General features: G+C 62.9%; 14 protein-coding genes. 5 read left to right on the top strand and 9 right to left on the bottom strand.

All coding sequences use genetic code 11. The features are described 5' to 3' along the window. The first annotated feature begins 116 nt into the window (after nucleotides 1-116). Complete coding sequence (locus tag AC1DZP_RS18640) at nucleotides 117-548, top strand: TerB family tellurite resistance protein (RefSeq protein WP_095087434.1); 432 nt, start codon at nucleotides 117-119, stop codon at nucleotides 546-548. Nucleotides 549-593: 45 nt separating this feature from the next. After that, complete coding sequence (locus AC1DZP_RS18635; RefSeq protein ID WP_477304399.1) at nucleotides 594-1,079, top strand: NUDIX domain-containing protein; 486 nt, start codon at nucleotides 594-596, stop codon at nucleotides 1,077-1,079. A 96-nt stretch (nucleotides 1,080-1,175) separates the two neighbouring features. Here the strand turns inward: AC1DZP_RS18635 and AC1DZP_RS18630 are convergent, their stop codons facing one another. The 5 genes from AC1DZP_RS18630 to AC1DZP_RS18610 all read right to left on the bottom strand — a co-directional run bounded on the left by AC1DZP_RS18630 (nucleotide 1,176) and on the right by AC1DZP_RS18610 (nucleotide 7,776). Then, a complete protein-coding gene (locus AC1DZP_RS18630) occupies nucleotides 1,176-2,798 on the bottom strand; it encodes an ABC transporter ATP-binding protein (RefSeq protein WP_477304397.1) in 1,623 nt (540 codons plus the stop codon). Then, nucleotides 2,795-3,664, bottom strand: a complete 870-nt coding sequence (locus AC1DZP_RS18625; protein ID WP_477227513.1) for an ABC transporter permease — start codon at nucleotides 3,662-3,664, stop codon at nucleotides 2,795-2,797. Before AC1DZP_RS18625 ends, AC1DZP_RS18630 begins: the two co-directional genes overlap by 4 nt. Continuing rightward, the gene (locus AC1DZP_RS18620; protein ID WP_477304395.1) at nucleotides 3,661-4,608 is read right to left on the bottom strand and encodes an ABC transporter permease; all 948 of its coding nucleotides are present in this window, start codon (nucleotides 4,606-4,608) and stop codon (nucleotides 3,661-3,663) included. The genes AC1DZP_RS18625 and AC1DZP_RS18620 overlap by 4 nt, the downstream gene beginning before the upstream one ends. Nucleotides 4,609-4,855: 247 nt before the next feature. After that, a complete protein-coding gene (locus AC1DZP_RS18615) occupies nucleotides 4,856-6,334 on the bottom strand; it encodes an ABC transporter substrate-binding protein (protein WP_477227511.1) in 1,479 nt (492 codons plus the stop codon). Nucleotides 6,335-6,495: 161 nt separating this feature from the next. After that, the gene (locus AC1DZP_RS18610; protein ID WP_477304393.1) at nucleotides 6,496-7,776 is read right to left on the bottom strand and encodes an acetylornithine deacetylase/succinyl-diaminopimelate desuccinylase family protein; all 1,281 of its coding nucleotides are present in this window, start codon (nucleotides 7,774-7,776) and stop codon (nucleotides 6,496-6,498) included. 221 nt (nucleotides 7,777-7,997) lie between these two features. Between AC1DZP_RS18610 and AC1DZP_RS18605 the strand changes: the two genes are divergently transcribed. From AC1DZP_RS18605 to AC1DZP_RS18595, 3 genes are all read left to right on the top strand, one after another. Then, complete coding sequence (locus tag AC1DZP_RS18605; protein WP_477304391.1) at nucleotides 7,998-8,426, top strand: L,D-transpeptidase; 429 nt, start codon at nucleotides 7,998-8,000, stop codon at nucleotides 8,424-8,426. Nucleotides 8,427-8,793: 367 nt separating this feature from the next. Continuing rightward, complete coding sequence (locus AC1DZP_RS18600; RefSeq protein WP_477304389.1) at nucleotides 8,794-10,002, top strand: carboxylate--amine ligase; 1,209 nt, start codon at nucleotides 8,794-8,796, stop codon at nucleotides 10,000-10,002. Between the two features lie 158 nt (nucleotides 10,003-10,160). Continuing rightward, nucleotides 10,161-11,381 carry an NAD(P)-binding domain-containing protein gene (locus AC1DZP_RS18595; RefSeq protein WP_477304387.1) on the top strand — a complete coding sequence of 407 codons (1,221 nt, stop codon included), beginning with the start codon at nucleotides 10,161-10,163 and terminating at the stop codon, nucleotides 11,379-11,381. Here the strand turns inward: AC1DZP_RS18595 and AC1DZP_RS18590 are convergent. From AC1DZP_RS18590 to AC1DZP_RS18575, 4 genes are all read right to left on the bottom strand, one after another. Further along, the gene (locus AC1DZP_RS18590) at nucleotides 11,360-12,193 is read right to left on the bottom strand and encodes a class I SAM-dependent methyltransferase (protein WP_477304385.1); all 834 of its coding nucleotides are present in this window, start codon (nucleotides 12,191-12,193) and stop codon (nucleotides 11,360-11,362) included. The two genes, AC1DZP_RS18595 and AC1DZP_RS18590, sit on opposite strands and share 22 nt — an antisense overlap. 105 nt (nucleotides 12,194-12,298) lie before the next feature. Then, the gene (locus AC1DZP_RS18585; RefSeq protein ID WP_477304822.1) at nucleotides 12,299-13,288 is read right to left on the bottom strand and encodes a lipid A biosynthesis lauroyl acyltransferase; all 990 of its coding nucleotides are present in this window, start codon (nucleotides 13,286-13,288) and stop codon (nucleotides 12,299-12,301) included. 12 nt (nucleotides 13,289-13,300) lie between these two features. Next, entirely contained in the window at nucleotides 13,301-14,329 is a 1,029-nt protein-coding gene (locus AC1DZP_RS18580) for a zinc-binding dehydrogenase (protein WP_477227505.1), read from the bottom strand. Nucleotides 14,330-14,365: 36 nt separating this feature from the next. Next, nucleotides 14,366-15,637, bottom strand: coding sequence for a beta-ketoacyl-ACP synthase (locus tag AC1DZP_RS18575; RefSeq protein ID WP_477304383.1), 1,272 nt, complete (start codon nucleotides 15,635-15,637; stop codon nucleotides 14,366-14,368). Nucleotides 15,638-15,643 lie beyond the last annotated feature (6 nt).

Genomic DNA, 15,643 nt, shown 5'->3' with positions numbered 1-15,643 from the left:
GGGCGTTCGACCACGATGGCCCTGTTTGCGCAAGGCCGATTCCGCGCTACCTCTATTCAAGCGCGTCGCGCTTGGGTGGAATCATGCGACGCATCTGAACCGGAAAGGGGCTCCTGATGGCATTCGCATTGCTGGACCAGATACGCTCGATCTTCGACGGCGACCCGGGCGTGCGCAAGGTGGCGGACGATCCGGTCCTGTCGGCGGAACTCTTGATGCTGTTCCGCATGATCCTGGCCGACGGGTCGGTCAGCGAGAGCGAGATGGTTGCCTTCCGACGCATCTGCAAGGACGCCTTCGGCATTGCCGAAACGAGCATCGACAGCGTCATCGAATATCTCAACGAGTTCGGCTACGAGACCAACGGCTCGCAGGCCATCGCGCTGTTCCGCGATCTAGACCTCGAGCGGCGCAAACAACTGGCCCGCCATATGGCCGAGATCGCCAAGGCGGATTCGCAGCTGGCCGAGAGCGAGGTGCGGCTGCTCCGGCGCACGCTCGACCTGCTCGACATCAGTCCGGTCGACGTGGTCAAGCCGGAAGGCTGAGGCGCTGCTCGCGCAACGGCTTCGCTAGCTGCGGGGAGCGTTGGAATGGCCTTTGCCGACAGCTATCTGGGACAATTGCGGGCGCTGATCGGGGATCGTCTGGTGCTGATGCCGGGCGCTCGCATCGTCATCGAACGCGCCGACGGCAGCATCCTGTTGCAGAAACGAACTGATTTTGGCCTGTGGGGCCTGCCTAGCGGCAATGCCGAGGAAGGCGAGGGCCTGGAGACCCTCGTGGTCCGGGAGGTACTCGAGGAAACCGGGTTGATCGTCAGCGATGTCGAGCCGTTCGGGTTCGGCTGTGACCCGCACTATGAAACCTTCCAGTTTCCGAATGGCGATCGCGCCCAGTTTTTCGCGCTGATGTTCTACACGCGCTCCTTTGAAGGCGAGCCGGCCGTTACCGATGACGAGAGCAGTGCCGTCGGCTGGTTCGCGCCCGACGACTTGCCCGAAATGCTGCCCAATATGGCGCGCAGCATCGAGGCCTATCTCCGGTTCAAGACCACCGGAATATTCCAGATGATCTGAGAGGCTATTTGGAAATTCTTCTCTGGCGGCCATCTAGCGGCGTTTTCTGCGCTTCCGGTGCTCACGGACCCGGAATATTCCAGATGATCTGATGGGCTAACCCTGTTCCTGCATCCGCCGAGCGATTGCCCGCTGCAGGTTCGGGGCAGCAGTGACCAGCGCCTTGGCCGCCTCGGATTGCGGGTGATCCAGCACCTCGTTCGTCTTGCCGCGCTCGACGATCTTGCCGTCATGCATGACCAGCACCTCGTCCGTGATGGCACGGGCGACGGACAGGTCGTGTGTGATGAAGAGATAGGCGATGTCGAGTTTTTGGTTGAGCTCGGCGAACAAATCCAGGATCTGGGCGCGGATCGAGACATCGAGCGCCGAGACCGGCTCGTCGGCGACGACCAGCTTGGGGCGGGTGATGATGGCGCGGGCGATCGAAAGGCGCTGGCGCTGGCCGCCGGAAAACTCATGCGGATATTTGTCCATGTCGCGCTGGTCGAGGCCGACTTCATGCAGCGCATGCGCCACCATTTCGTGGCGCTCGGCGCGCGTGGGCTTCTTGTCCAGAACATGCAGGGGTTCGGCGACCAGTTTTTCAACCTTCTGGCGCGGGTCGAAGGAGCCGTAAGGATCCTGGAAGACAACCTGCATGTCACGCCGGGCCGGCTTCAGTTCCGCTTCGCTCTTGCCGGTGATGGACTCGCCGCGAAACCGGATCGTGCCCGAGCTTGGTCGGTCGAGCGCCAGGATCATGCGGGCGAGCGTTGACTTGCCACAGCCGGAGCGACCAACCAGCGCCACCGATTGGCCCGGCGCCATCGACAGGGATACATCGTCCACGGCACGGATATCAGGCGCACGCCCGAACAGCGAGGTGCGCGGGCCGGGATAGTCGCGCGTCACGCCCTCGACCTGAAGCAAGAGTTGGCTCGATCCGACGCCATGCGGCCTCGCCCGCGCCGGCACATGCATCGAGGCCTGCGCCAGTTGGCGCGTGTAGGGGTGGAGCTGTTCGGACAGCGTGCGCGCCGTGTCGCCGGCCTCCATCACCTCGCCGTGGCGCAGGATGGTGATGCGGTCGGCCATCTCGGTCACCACCGCAAGATCGTGCGAGATCAACAGCAAGCCCATGCGGCTCTCCGCGACGAGGTCGCGCAGGAGGTCGAGGATCTGGGCCTGCAGAACAACGTCGAGCGCCGTCGTCGGCTCATCGGCAATCAGCAGCTTCGGTTTCAACGCACAGGCGATGGCGATGACGACGCGCTGGCGCTGGCCGCCGGACAGTTCGTGTGGATAGCGCGAGAGAGGGAATTTTGCCGAGGGCAGGCCGACGCGGTCGAGCATTTTTCGCGCACGCTCCTCGGCCTCGGCGCGGCTTGCCCTGGTGTGCCAGCGTATGCCCTCGGCGACCTGTTCGCCGATCGTCTTGACCGGATTGAGCGCCGTCATCGGCTCCTGGAACACCATGCCGATGTCGTCACCGCGCAGCGCGCACATCTGGTCCTCGGTTGCCGCGAGGATGTCGATGCCGTCGAACGAGACGCGCCCGGTGGCGCGCGCGGCATGAGGCAGAAGCTGCATCACCGCCAGCGCCGTCATCGACTTGCCCGAACCGGATTCACCGACCAGTCCCATGACCTCGCCGGGCGCAACGGAAAGCTCCATGCCTCTGAGGATCGGCGTGTCGCCTATGGTCAGCGACAGGTTCTCGACCTCGAGCAGGCTCATCGCTGCCGCCGCGATTTCGGGTCGAGGATGTCGGCGATGCCATCGCCCAGAAGGTTGAGCCCAAGCACGGTGACGACGATCGCCATGCCGGGAAAGATTGCCATCCACGGCGCCACCACCATGCGGGTCTGCGCGTCGAACAGCATGCGGCCCCAGCTCGGCATTGGCGGTTGGGCGCCCAGGCCCAGATAGGAAAGCCCAGCTTCGGCCAGGATGCCCAGCGCGAACTGGATGGTGCCTTGCACCAGAAGCAGCGTGGCAATGTTGGGCAGCACATGTTCGATGCTGATCTGCGTGCTGCTCTTGCCGGCGGCGCGCGCGGCAAGGATGAACTCGCGCGGCCAGATCGCCAGCGCGCCGGCCCTGGCGACACGGGCAAACACCGGAATGTTGAAGATGCCGATGGCGATGATGGCGTTGACGGCGCCCGGTCCGAAGATGGCGGTGATCATGATGGCCGACAGCAAGGCGGGGAAGGCGAAGACGAGATCGTTCAGCCGCATCAGCGCCTCGTCGACGAGGCCGCCGCGCGCCGCGGCAAAGGCGCCGAGCGGCACGCCGACACCCATGCCGATGCCGACCGCGACCAACGCCACGGCAATCGAATTGCGGGCGCCGACCATGACCATCGACAGGATGTCGCGGCCGAAATGGTCGGTGCCGAACCAGTGCGCCAGGGAGGGGGCTTGCGTCTTGTCTGATATCACCAGTTTCGTCACATCATAGGGTGTCCAGACGTAGGAGACGATCGCCATCGTCAGGATCAGCAGGGTGATGACGAAGCCGGCAACGAAAGCGGTGTTCCTGAACGCCTTGGCCAGGATGCTGCCGAACGTCTCCTCGGGGATGTCGATGTGCAGCGTCATTGCCTGCTCCTCAGGCGCGGATCTACGACTGCATAAGAAAGATCGACAAGGAGGTTGACGGCAATGACGGCGGCGACCAGCAACATGACGACGCTTTCGACGACGATCAGGTCGCGCTGGGTGATCGCCTGGAACACCAGCCGGCCGAGGCCGGGCAGATAAAAGACATTCTCGATGATGATGGTGCCGGCAAGCAGGAAAGCGAACTGCAGGCCAAGAATGGTCAGTACCGGGATCATGGCGTTGCGCAGCGCGTGCCGCCACAGCACAGCGCGAAAAGGCAGGCCCTTGGCGCGGGCAGTGCGGATATAGTCCTCGTTCAGCACCTCGATCAGCGCCGAGCGGGTGACGCGCGCCAGGATGGCGGCTTGCGGCAAGGCAAGCGCCACTGCCGGCAGCAGCAGCGATTTCAGCGCCGGCCAGGGGCCGGCGCTCCAGCCGGGAAAGCCGCCGGCCGGAACCAGCCGCAGCCAGACGGCGAAGACATAGATCAGCATCAGCGCGAACCAGAAATTGGGGACAGCGACGCCAAGCTGAGCGGCGCCCATCGCCACCGTATCGCCGGCCCGTCCGCGCCGGCTGGCGGAAAACAGGCCGACCGGAATTGCGATGATGGTGGAGAGCGCCAGCGCAATCAGCGCCAGCGGCAGGGAGACAGCCAGCCGCTCGCGCACGAGATCGATGACCGGCACCGAATAGGTGTACGAACGACCGAAATCGAGACTGAGCAGGCCGCCGGCCCAATGCAGGTAGCGCCAAGGCAGCGGCGCGTTGAGCCCCATCTGATTGCGCAACAGCTCGACCTGGTCGGCGCTAGCGTTCATGCCCAGCATCAGCCGCGCCGGGTCGCCGGGCAGGATCTCCAACACGGCGAACACCACGATGGAGGCCAGCACCAGCGTGGCAATGGCGATGGCGAGGCGCTTGAGGAGATAGGGCGTCATGGGACCGCTGCGTTGCCGAGGGCAGACAACAAGTGACGATAGCGTTCTGCGACGCCCCCCTCCGTCCTGCCGGACATCTCCCCCTCAAGGGGGGAGATCGGCAATTTCAGCGCAGGCGCTACAAAGGCTTCATCGATGGATAGCGAAAGCCGTGACAAGGGCGAAATCTCCCCCCTTGAGGGGGAGATGCCCGGCAGGGCAGAGGGGGGCGCGAAGGGGCGCAAGCCGCGCCTTTTGGCCAACAGCCTTACTCGCTCCACTTCACCTTGGTCAGGTCATTGGCCTGGATCGGCGCGTTTTCCCACAGTCCTTGCAGCTTGGCATCCCAGACGCCGACCTTGGGCAGTTCGAACAGGAAGCCGACCACGGCATCATCGGCCAGGATCTTCTGCGCCTGTCCGAGCAGTTCCTTGCGCTTGGCCTCGTCAGAGGTGAGGTTGAGGTCGGCAATCACCTTGTCGAAGGCGGGGTTGTCGTAGTTGAAGTAATAATCCTTGCGCGAATAGATATCGATGTCGTTGGGCTCGGTGTGCGAGACGATGGTCAGGTCGTAATCCTTCTTGGTGAACACCTGATCCAGCCACTGCGCCCATTCGACCGGGATGATCTCGAGATCGATACCGACGTCGCGAAGTTCCGAGGCGATGATCTCGCCGCCGAGCCGCGCGTAGGAGGGCGGCGGCAATTTCAGCGTCGCCTTGAAGCCGTTCTCCAGTCCCGCTTCCTTCAGCAGTTCCTTGGCCTTGGCTACATCATGCGGATAACGGCCGGTGAGGTCGACATAGTCCTTGTTGGCCGGTGACATGTGCGAGCCGATCGGCTGGCCGAGGCCGGCCGATGCGCCGTCGATGATAGCCTTGCGGTCGAGCGCATAGGAGATCGCTTGTCTCACCTGCAACTTGTCGAAAGGCGGCTTCTTGTTGTTGATCGACAGGAGGGTTTCGCCCTCGGTCGCGCCAATCACCACCTTGAAGCGCGGGTCGTCCTTGACCTGGGCGACGCTGTCGGCATCGAAGAACGGGAAAGCCTGGATGTCGCCAGACAGCAGCGCCGGTACGTAGGCCGCCGCATCCGGTACGATGCGGAACTCGGCCTTGTCGAGGGACACCGGCGTGCCCCAGTAATTGTCCGACTTGACCAGCGTGATCGACGATCCCTTGGCCCAGCTCTGGAATTTGAACGGGCCGGTGCCGATCGGCTTCTCCTTGTTGGTGTCGGCCGATTCAGGCGCCACGATCACCGCGTCGCCCCAGCCCATATTGTAGAGGAAGGACCCTTGCGGGTTCTTCAATGTCACCTTGACCGTTGCCGGGTCGACGACATCGACCTTGTCGATCGCTGCGAACAGACCCTTCTGCGCATTGACCGAATTGTCGGCCCGGGCGCGGTCGAGCGAGAACTTAACATCACTGGCGTCGAAATCGGTGCCGTCGTGGAATTTGACGCCGGTGTGCAGCTTGAAGGTGTAGACCTTGCCGTCATCGGAAATGGTCCAGCTTTCGGCCAAATCCGGCAGCACCTCGCCATTCGGCCCGATGCGGGTCAGGCCCTCGAACACATTGGCGTAGAGAACCTCGTCGATGGCTGCGGCAGCACCGGCGGTCGGATCGAGATGCGGCGGTTCGAGCGGGATGCCGATGACGAGGTCGGTTCGCGCGGCGAATGCCGACGTGCCAGTGGCCAGCGACAGCACCGCTGCGGCCAGGATGGTTTTCCACAATCTCATCGTGCAACTCCCCATGCGTTTTCAGACACGTGCTCAAACCCGGGCGATAGAAGCGTGATTTGGCCACGGAGTAAATTGCGTTTCGTTCTGCCCGGCAGGATGGCTGGGAATGTTTTTGCCGTGACAGCCCTGTCGGCTGGTCGAAGCTTGTTGCGATGCGACTATCCCGTGGCTGTGCCGCGCAGCAGCACGTTGAGCCCGATCGCCATCACCTTGGCCGCTTCCACCATGTCCGATATCCCGACCCATTCGTCCGGCCGGTGGGCGAGGTCTAGAATGCCCGGACCGTAGGCGATGCAATCATAGATATGGCCGATGCGGGCAATGTGCTTCTGGTCGTAGGTGCCGGGCGAGATGACATAGTCCGGTTCGCGGTCGAAGATCGCCATGATGCCTTGCGCCACCGCCTTGACCACGGGCGCGTCGCGCTCCGTCATCAGCGGCAGCACTTCCATCAAGTCGCGGATCTCATAGTCGAATTTTTTCCGCTCGCGCTTCAGCCGGTCGAGAATGCCGGTCACTTCACCTTTGACCGTGTCGAGGTCCTCCTCGAGCAGGAATCGGCGGTCGATGGTCAGCCGGCAGGAATCGGGCACGTTGGGCGAAGGCAGGCCGGGCCGGAAATCCTCGGTCTGGCCACCGTGGATGGAGTTGATGTTCATGGTCGAGCGCTTGGCGCCTTCGGGCACCACCGGCATGCGCGTCGTCTTGCGATCGAGCGCGGGGAATAGTTCATCCTCGAAGGCCTGCAGGACGGCGCCCATATGGCGCACCGCATTGTCGCCGAGAAACGGCATCGAGCCGTGCGCGATCTCGCCCTTGGTCTCGATCTCCGCCCACCAGACGCCGCGATGACCAAGGCAGATGCGGTCCTTGTTCAGTGGTTCGGGGATGATGACGTGGTCGACCCTGGGTTTCGAGAAATAGCCGAGCCTGGCCAGATGGGCGACGCCGCCGAAGCCGCCGGATTCCTCGTCGACAGTGCCCGATATTTCGATGGCGCCTGGAAAGTCGGGAAACACCTCCATGAAGGCTTCCGCTGCAATGACCGAGGCGGCAAGGCCACCCTTCATGTCGCAGGCACCACGGCCGTAGACCTTGCCGTCGCGGACCACGCCGGCAAAGGGATCGACGCTCCATCCGTCGCCGGCTTCGACAACGTCGATATGCGAGTTGAAGTGGACGCAGGCGCCCGGCGACCGTCCGTCGAACCGTGCAACGACATTGACCCGCGGGTAGCGATCGGTGTCGCCGGGTGTGCCCTCGGCACGGATGAATTCGGTCTCGAAACCACTCTTCTTCAGTCGCGCACCGAGATATTCGGCGCATGCGCGATAGGCCTCGCCGGGTGGGTTGATGGTCGGAAATCGGATCAGGTCGGCGGTCAGCGCGACGACATCGTCGCGCCGGTCATCGATCGCCTTGAGGAGTCGCTCGTTCATGCGACGAGTTGAGCAGCGATATCAGCGGTTTTGCAAGCCCGACGGTGAACAGACCGGTGCGGCGTGTCGTTGCGGCAACTATCGCGCGAAATCGTTCAAATTCGCTGCTTTGGATTGGCGAATTGGTCAAGGAGTGTGTGCTATCGCATCACTCGCCATTAAAAAGATGAAAAACAACGTGATGGCAGGCAAGTAAGGGGCAATCAAAGGGGTTTGATCGCATGAAAAAGACTGTTCTCATGGCAGCCGTGTTTGTCGCGATGCTGTTCGGTGCCGCGGGGCAAGGCTGGGCGGCCAGCCTCGTTGCAAACATAGACGTGTCGTCGCAGACGATGACGGTCAGATACGGCTTTTCGGTTTACCGGTGGAGCGTGTCCACCGCGCGATCCGGCTATTTCACGCCGCGCGGCACCTATCGGCCGCAACGCACGGCCCGGATGTGGTATTCGCGCAAATACCATATGTCGCCAATGCCTTATTCCGTGTTCTTCCATGGCGGCTATGCCATCCATGGAACTGGCGCCGTCAGGCAACTCGGCAGGCCGGCATCGCATGGCTGCGTGCGGCTGCACACGGCCAACGCCGCGACGTTCTATTCGATGGTGAGGGAAGTGGGTTTCGTTAACACGCGGATCGTCGTGACGAACTAGGGCCGTCGGTCGGGCATCGTCCGGATCGCGGCGCAGTCTTGTCTTTGTTAGCCGGTTCAACGTCGGTGGGTCGCTGAACCGGTCCAACCGTTTGTTGGCACTTTCGGTGAACTTGCTTTGGCTGTCGACGCCAGTGGCAAGTCGGAACGCGTACATTCCTGGCATGGTGTCGCTGCCGACTGCCGGGCCTCTTTTTAAAGTGGCGCCAATTTTCATTACCATGTGGAAAGCATTGGTATGAGACGTTCCGCCGGTGGTGGCAGCACCTGGGCGACCAGCTTCTATATGAGATGTCCTTACTTTTTGCAGGCCGGTCAATCGGTAACCAGAAGTCTCGCCACTGCGCACCGATTGTCGGATTTGACGGATGCTCTCCCAGCCAGAAATGGACGATCGTGTTTCCAGTCGGCCCGCCGGGGTGGTTATTCTTGGTGGGGCGCACGGGACGCTGGCGCTGGCCAGGAGCCTTGGCGCACAGAAAGTGCCGGTCTGGCTGATAAGCGCCGACACGCCTTTGCCCCGCTTTTCGCGTTACGCTCATCGGCAGATGACGTGGCCCGGCCCCGAGGATGACGGCGCCGTTGCCTTCCTGCTCGACCTGGCTGCGACCCAGGGATTGGGCGGCTTTCTTCTGGTTCCCGGCGGCGATCCTGAAGTTCGCCTGGTGTCGCAAGCCATCGAGCAACTGTCCGATATATTCGACGTGGTGCTGCCACAATGGCGGCAGCTGAAATGGGTTTGTGAGAAGCCGCTTCTGTATCGCCGTGCCCGCGAACTGGCGCTCGCCATTCCGCTGACCTACGAGTTTACTTCGGTTGAGCAGGCAGGGGCGGCCGAGCTTCGCTTTCCCGTCATCCTGAAGCCGAACATGGGCGGGCGCAGCCGTTTCGCCCGTACAAAGGCCATTCTCGCCAACGACCAGGCGTCGTTCCTGACAGCCTACAAATGGGCCGCCGAAGACATTGGTTTCGAGAATGTCGTCGTCCAGGAAATGATACCGGGAGGAGGAGAAAACCAGTTTTCCTACGCGGCGCTGTGGAACCGGGGCGCACCGGTGGCCGAGTTCACTGCCCGCCGCAGCCGGCAATATCCGGTCGATTTCGGCTATACCAGCACGTTCGTGGAGGTCGTCGACGAGCCGCATCTGATCGACGCCGCGCGCCGGCTTCTTGGATCGATCGGTCACCACGGATTGGTGGAGGTCGAATTCAAGCGCGACCCCCGCGATGGCTCGTTGAGGATACTCGATGTCAATCCGCGACCCTGGACATGGTTTGGGCTTGCCGCTGCCGCGGGCGTCGATCTCGGCGCCATGCTTTGGGCGATCAGATCGGGCCGCGAGGTCAGGGCGGTCTCGGCGCGGCCGAATACATCCTGGATGTACCTGGTTCGGGATATAGTGGCCGTCAGCAAGTTGATCTCAAGTGGCCGGCTGACAAGGCGGGCCTATTTGCGCTCGTTCGGTTCGGTGCGGGCATGGGCGACATTCACGGCAAGCGACCCGATGCCAGGCCTGATCGACATACCCTTGACCATGTGGAGAGTGTTGACGAGGCGAATACTTCGCAGGCGGTGAAACCATTAACCGACGACGCCATGTCATCTGTCGGACAGGCGGTAGGATGCGGTTCATTTCCGCATTCTTAACCTGGGAATGTTTAGGACGACGGGGTGTCCGACCGGGGTTTCAGTCGGGACCAGGCGTCGAGAAAACGGAACCACGAGACCAGTGACATGACCGCTCCCGTGCCCAGGACCGATTGCGAGGTGGCTGTGATCGGTGCCGGACCGTTTGGGCTGGCCGTTGCTTCCGCCCTCAAGGCGGCGGGCATTGAAACGATTGCCCTCGGCGGCGCAATGTCCTTCTGGCGTGATCACATGCCGAGAGGCATGAGGCTGCGCTCACCCTGGCATGCGACCTATATCGGCCACACCAAAGGTTCGCTCTCGCTTGATTCCTACGCAGCGGTCCTTGGAATCTCGCCGCGCGAACCGCTGCTGCTCGAAAACTTCGTCGACTATGGACTGTGGATACAGGCCCAGGCGGTTCCCGATCTGGATACGCGCATGGTTGGCCGTGTCGAGACGGCGAGGGGAGGGTTTCGCCTCGCCCTTGCTGATGGTGATGCCGTCCAAGCGCGGCGTGTCGTCGTTGCCACCGGGCTGATGAATCAGCAGATGATCCCCGCCGTCTTCAATGGAATGCCCGCCGAACTGGTCAGCCATGCCAGCGAACATGCCGGCTACGAGGCCTTTCGCGGCAAACGGGTTGCCGTCATCGGGCGCGGGCAGAGCGCCTGCGAATCCGCGGTGCTGCTCAAGCGTAGCGGGGCGGATGTCGAACTTGTCTGCCGTGGCGACATCCATTGGCTCGGGTATCGAACGCTGTCGGGAAACAAAAGCTGGAGTTTGCGCGACTTCGCTTCGGAGCGTCTTGCGTCTCCCTCCAGGGTCGGCCCCTTCCCACTGTCCTGGCTGGTCGAAGTTCCAGGCTTCGTGCACCGGTTTCCGGAGGCAGCCAGAGACGGGCTCAACATCCGCAGTCTTGGGGCCGGCGCGTCAGGCTGGCTGAAGCCGGACTTCGATGGAATAAAGGTCAATGCTGGCAGCAGGATTGTCGGTGCTGCCGCCAAGGACCACGCCATCGAACTGCGGTTCGAGAAGGATGTCGCCACCTTCGATCACGTGCTGCTGGGAACTGGCTACCGGATCGATATCGCCAGGCTCGGGCTGTTCGCGCCCGATGTGCTTGCCGCGATTGCACGCCGGGAAGGGGCTCCGGTGCTCTCCGCAGGGTTCGAGTCGAGCATTCCAGGCTTGCATTTCGTCGGTGCGAGCGCCGTCGGCAGTTTTGGCCCGCTGATGCGGTTCACTGCCGGCACGCCATACGCCGCGCGCAACGTCACGCGTTTCGTCAAGGCCAGAAGCAAGAGCTACGCTCCGGCGCGAAACTGAAAGACCGCGTAGTCGATGGTTCGGATCGCATCGAGGAAGCCGGGCATCGGCGGCACGGGAAGTTCCATGAAAATGCCGGCCGCCCGGATTGCCGGCCTTGCCCAATCGATGGCGCGGTGGCTTGAGCTTCCGTAGACGATGAAACAGTTTCTCGGGCGCCGTTCGAGCGACGACACGAGATTTTTCAGCACGATGTCGAAAACGTCTTTAGAAAAAGGATTGTAGAAATAGACCACCAGGGGCGCATCGGGAAATTCGTAGGTCGCCGCGTCCGCCTCGACGACACAGAGCGCGCGGCATTTCTGCGACGGATTCCCGAAGCGCCTTATGTTGCTCCTGGCGATTTCGACCAGCTCGCGAGCGAACTCCACCCCGATGATCTCTGCAAACGGATAGCGCGACGCCAGCAACAGCGTCCGCGATTTTCCAGAGCCGATGTCGATGAATGTGCGGCCCTGGAGGTCCTGGGGCAGCGACTTCATGATGAAATCAAAGGTTTTCGGCGAGGTGCATACGGCTTCGTTGCCCTTGCTGCGATGCGGGCCGACGACATCGAGCGCAGCGAGCTGGATCGAACCGGACGTATCGACATCGTGCCGCCGATCCCATTTTCGCGCGAGGCGGTCGGCGACGATGTAACGGACGTTTCGCAGGACAAAGCCAACGCTCGCACCGATCCCGTGCCGACGAACGAGCCTGACCGGCTCCAGCAAGCCTCGCTGGCGGATAAAGGACCAGGCCCTGCCAAAACGGCCGAACGAGCGGTCTTCGAGCCTATCCCGGTCGGCGCGACGCGTTTCGAGACTAACCATGCAACGGGCCCAGCCGATGAACATGGGATATTTGCGCCCCGGCCGTTTAAGATTCCCTGACCAACAAAGCTACGAATGTCAGGACCGGTTCGCCAGTCAACGGGCTCAGGCGCCAGCGACTGGCGCTTTTGCCTGCGGGGGCTGCTTTCCCCGCCGGCGGCCGCCGATCTCCCACCTTTTGTGGAACCACATCCACTGGCCGGGGTCTTCGCGCACCCAGCGCTCGACCACGTCGTTGAGAAGCTGGGTGGTGGCACGGACATCGACGATGCCGTCAGCGGTCCGCGGCAAGGTCAGCCTGTCCTCGATCTCGAGCCGGAAGCGGTTGCCCGGAAGCCTGACGCAGCGCGCCGGATAGACGTCGCAGTCGTAGTGACGGGCAAGGGTTCCCAGGACGCGATTGCTCTGGCAAGGGCGGCCGAAGAACGTCGTCTCCAGGCCGTTGGTGAATTTCTGGTCGACCAAGACACCGATGTTGCCGCCATTCTCCAAGACCCCGGCCAACGCAAACGAGGCGCCGGCCATCGATGGCAGCAGTGATCCCATCGTCGAGCGGCGCGTCGAGAGGATGTAGTCGGCGAGATAGGGATTGTTGGGCGGGCGAAACAGCGCCGTGATGTTCATGCCGAAAGTTGCGGCGGCCACCGGCAGCAATTCGAAATTGCCGAGATGGCCGGTGAAGACGATGTGCGGCTGCTTTTCGGCGGCGATCTCGATGAAGTGTTCTATCCCCTTGACCTCGACGCGTCCCGGACTGGTGGCGGCTGGATCGTAGTCGAACAGGGCGTCGAGAAAGATGTATTCGGCGGCCAGGCGGGCCATGTTGCCCCACATGTCCGATGCGATGGCCTGGATCTCGGCTTCGCTCTTTTCCGGATAGGCCTTGCGCAGATTGTCGACGGCGACCTGATGGCGCCCCACCCGGGGGCCGAGACGGCGCGCGATGCGGTCGGCGAAATTCAGCGCGCTGTCGGCCGGCAGCAGGCGCAGCACCGAGATGATCATCATCGCCGCACGCGCCACCAGCCAGTAGTTCAACTGGCGCAACTGCCTGCCATAGCGAAATTTGAGATCCCGGCGAAACTTCTTGAGCACTGAGGTCAAGCTCTAGTCGACGCGCAGGATGATCTTGCCGAAAACGTCGCGGCCTTCCATGCGCTTCAGCGCGGCATCGATATCGTCGAAGCCGACTTCGGTGTCGATGACCGGTGCGACCTGTCCCGCCGCCATTTTCTGCATGGCGTTGGCCATGTTCTCCATGCGGCAGCCGAAGGAGCCGAGCAGTTTCAACTGCTGCTGGAACAGCTGCATCAGGTTGATCTGCGTCGAGACGCCCGAGGTCGAGCCGCAGGTCACCAGGCGACCGCCGCGCTTCAGGCACAGCATCGAGGCGGCAAAAGTGTCGGCGCCGACATGTTCGAAAACGACGTCGACGCCCTTCTTCTTGGTCAGCTTGCGCACGACGCCTTCGAAACGGTCGTCGCGATAGTTGATGACATGGTCGGCGCCGAGCGCCCTGGCCTTGTCGATCTTGTCGTTCGAGCCGACCGTGGTGATGATCGTGCAGCCCATCCGCTTCGCCAGCTGGATGGCCGCCGAACCGATGCCGGAGCCACCTGCATGGACAAGGATGGTCTCGCCTGGCTGCAAGCGGGCATTGTCGAACAGCATGTGCTCGACGGTACCGAAAGTGACCGGCGCCACCGCGGCACCGATATCTGTCACGCCGGGCGGGGCGGGGACCAGAAGGCGCGCCGGCAGGTTGATCTTTTCCTGCGCGAAGCCGTCGAGATGGAAGCCGTGAACCCCCGAAACATGCTCGCAGAGATTGTCGCGGCCTTCGCGGCAGGCACGGCAAAGGCCGCAGGTGCGCGCGCCGTAGATCGAAACCAACTGTCCGGGCAAGAGACTGGAAACGCCGGGACCGACCGCCTCGACCTCGCCGGAGGCTTCCGCACCGACGACCAGCGGCAGCTTGCGCTTGGCGAAGGCCATGCCGCGCCAGCCCCAGACGTCGATGTGGTTCAGCGCCACCGCCTTGATGCGCAGCGTGACTTCGCCGAGTGCCGGCGGCGGGGGAGGCGGCAGGTCCACCGTTTCAAGACGGCGGTCCTCGATAAGTTGCAGTGCGCGCATGGAGCCTGTCGGTTCTGTTGAGCGGAAAAAGGTCGCTTAGACCGGTTCCCGCGCCATGACAAGGCAGGTGTTCTGGCCGCCGAAGCCGAAGGAGTTCGACAGAACGGTGCGAACCTCGGCATTGCGCTTCTTGTTCGGCACCACGTCAAGCACGATCGCCGGGTCGGGATTGTCGTAGTTGATGGTCGGCGGAATGACGCTTTCGCGCATCGTCATCAGCGAGAACGCCGCCTCGACCGCGCCTGCCGCCGACAGCGTATGGCCAATCATCGATTTGTTCGACGAGACCGGCATCGAGCCGATCCGCTCGCCGAACACTGTCGACAGCGACAGGTGCTCCATCTTGTCGTTTTCCGGCGTCGAGGTGCCATGGGCGTTGACGTAGTCGATCTCGTCTTTGCTCAGGCCGGCATCGGCAAGGGCGGCACGAACTGCGGCGATCGCCGGCGAACCGTCCGGCTTGGAGCGGGTGCGGTGGAAGTCGTCGGCCTTTTCGCCACAGCCGCGCAGGATGCCGAGGACGGTCGCTCCACGGGCGAGTGCTGCTTCCAGCGATTCCAGCACGAGCGCGCCGGAGCCCTCGGCCAGTACGAAGCCGTCGCGGTCCTTGGAGAAGGGTTTCGATGCCTTTTCCGGGATGTCGTTGTGGGTCGAAAGTGCCGACAGCAGCGAGAAACGGATCAGTGCCTCGGCGGTCGCCGAACCGTCGGCGCCGATCGACAGCGCCCGGTCGCATTCGCCGCGGCGGATCGCCTCGACACCGAGCTGGATGGCGGTGGCGCCGGAGGCACAAGCGGTCGACAGCGTGATCGGCAGGCCGCGTGTGCCGAAACGATCGGCGAGACGGTCGGCGATCGAGCCGAACTGTGTGGTCTCGAAAATGTCTGTTTCCTTCAGCCCGCGCGCCACCCGCAGCAGCCTTTCGGCGCCGGCATCCTGTTTGTCGGAATTGTAGAGCGAGAAGCGTTCGGCCCAGTCAAGTTCGACCGGTGGCGAAGCCAGGAAAAGCGGACCGCCGAAATCACTGGAATTGAGACCGGCTTCGGCCACGGCCTCGTGCGCGGCGGTTTCGGCCAGTTCGTAGGTGAGCGGGCTGGCGCCCTTCGAGCTCGACGCCAGGAAGTCGACGGTGCCGGAGATGCGGGTGTTGAGATGGTCGACCGGAAAGCGGGTGATCGGGTGGATGCCCGATTTGCCCGAGGTCAGCGCCGCCCAGTTATCGGTCTTGCCGACGCCAAGCGACGTCACCACACCGATGCCGGTGACGGCGACGATCGGCCTGCCCATGTGATCGTTCAGATTGGCCATCCGGGA

Source organism: Mesorhizobium sp. P2_F8 (assembly GCF_056403655.1).
The sequence above is the reverse complement of the archived record's forward strand: the minus strand, read 5'-3'. Positions and strand labels throughout refer to the sequence as shown.

What these genes read in the sequence shown, in the direction of transcription:
- AC1DZP_RS18640 (WP_095087434.1), top strand. Translation starts at nt 117, where the DNA reads ATGGCATTCGCATTGCTGGACCAGATACGCTCGATCTTCGACGGCGAC.
- AC1DZP_RS18635 (WP_477304399.1), top strand. Translation starts at nt 594, where the DNA reads ATGGCCTTTGCCGACAGCTATCTGGGACAATTGCGGGCGCTGATCGGG.
- AC1DZP_RS18630 (WP_477304397.1), bottom strand. Translation starts at nt 2,798, where the DNA reads ATGAGCCTGCTCGAGGTCGAGAACCTGTCGCTGACCATAGGCGACACG.
- AC1DZP_RS18625 (WP_477227513.1), bottom strand. Translation starts at nt 3,664, where the DNA reads ATGACGCTGCACATCGACATCCCCGAGGAGACGTTCGGCAGCATCCTG.
- AC1DZP_RS18620 (WP_477304395.1), bottom strand. Translation starts at nt 4,608, where the DNA reads ATGACGCCCTATCTCCTCAAGCGCCTCGCCATCGCCATTGCCACGCTG.
- AC1DZP_RS18615 (WP_477227511.1), bottom strand. Translation starts at nt 6,334, where the DNA reads ATGAGATTGTGGAAAACCATCCTGGCCGCAGCGGTGCTGTCGCTGGCC.
- AC1DZP_RS18610 (WP_477304393.1), bottom strand. Translation starts at nt 7,776, where the DNA reads ATGAACGAGCGACTCCTCAAGGCGATCGATGACCGGCGCGACGATGTC.
- AC1DZP_RS18605 (WP_477304391.1), top strand. Translation starts at nt 7,998, where the DNA reads ATGAAAAAGACTGTTCTCATGGCAGCCGTGTTTGTCGCGATGCTGTTC.
- AC1DZP_RS18600 (WP_477304389.1), top strand. Translation starts at nt 8,794, where the DNA reads ATGCTCTCCCAGCCAGAAATGGACGATCGTGTTTCCAGTCGGCCCGCC.
- AC1DZP_RS18595 (WP_477304387.1), top strand. Translation starts at nt 10,161, where the DNA reads ATGACCGCTCCCGTGCCCAGGACCGATTGCGAGGTGGCTGTGATCGGT.
- AC1DZP_RS18590 (WP_477304385.1), bottom strand. Translation starts at nt 12,193, where the DNA reads ATGGTTAGTCTCGAAACGCGTCGCGCCGACCGGGATAGGCTCGAAGAC.
- AC1DZP_RS18580 (WP_477227505.1), bottom strand. Translation starts at nt 14,329, where the DNA reads ATGCGCGCACTGCAACTTATCGAGGACCGCCGTCTTGAAACGGTGGAC.
- AC1DZP_RS18575 (WP_477304383.1), bottom strand. Translation starts at nt 15,637, where the DNA reads ATGGCCAATCTGAACGATCACATGGGCAGGCCGATCGTCGCCGTCACC.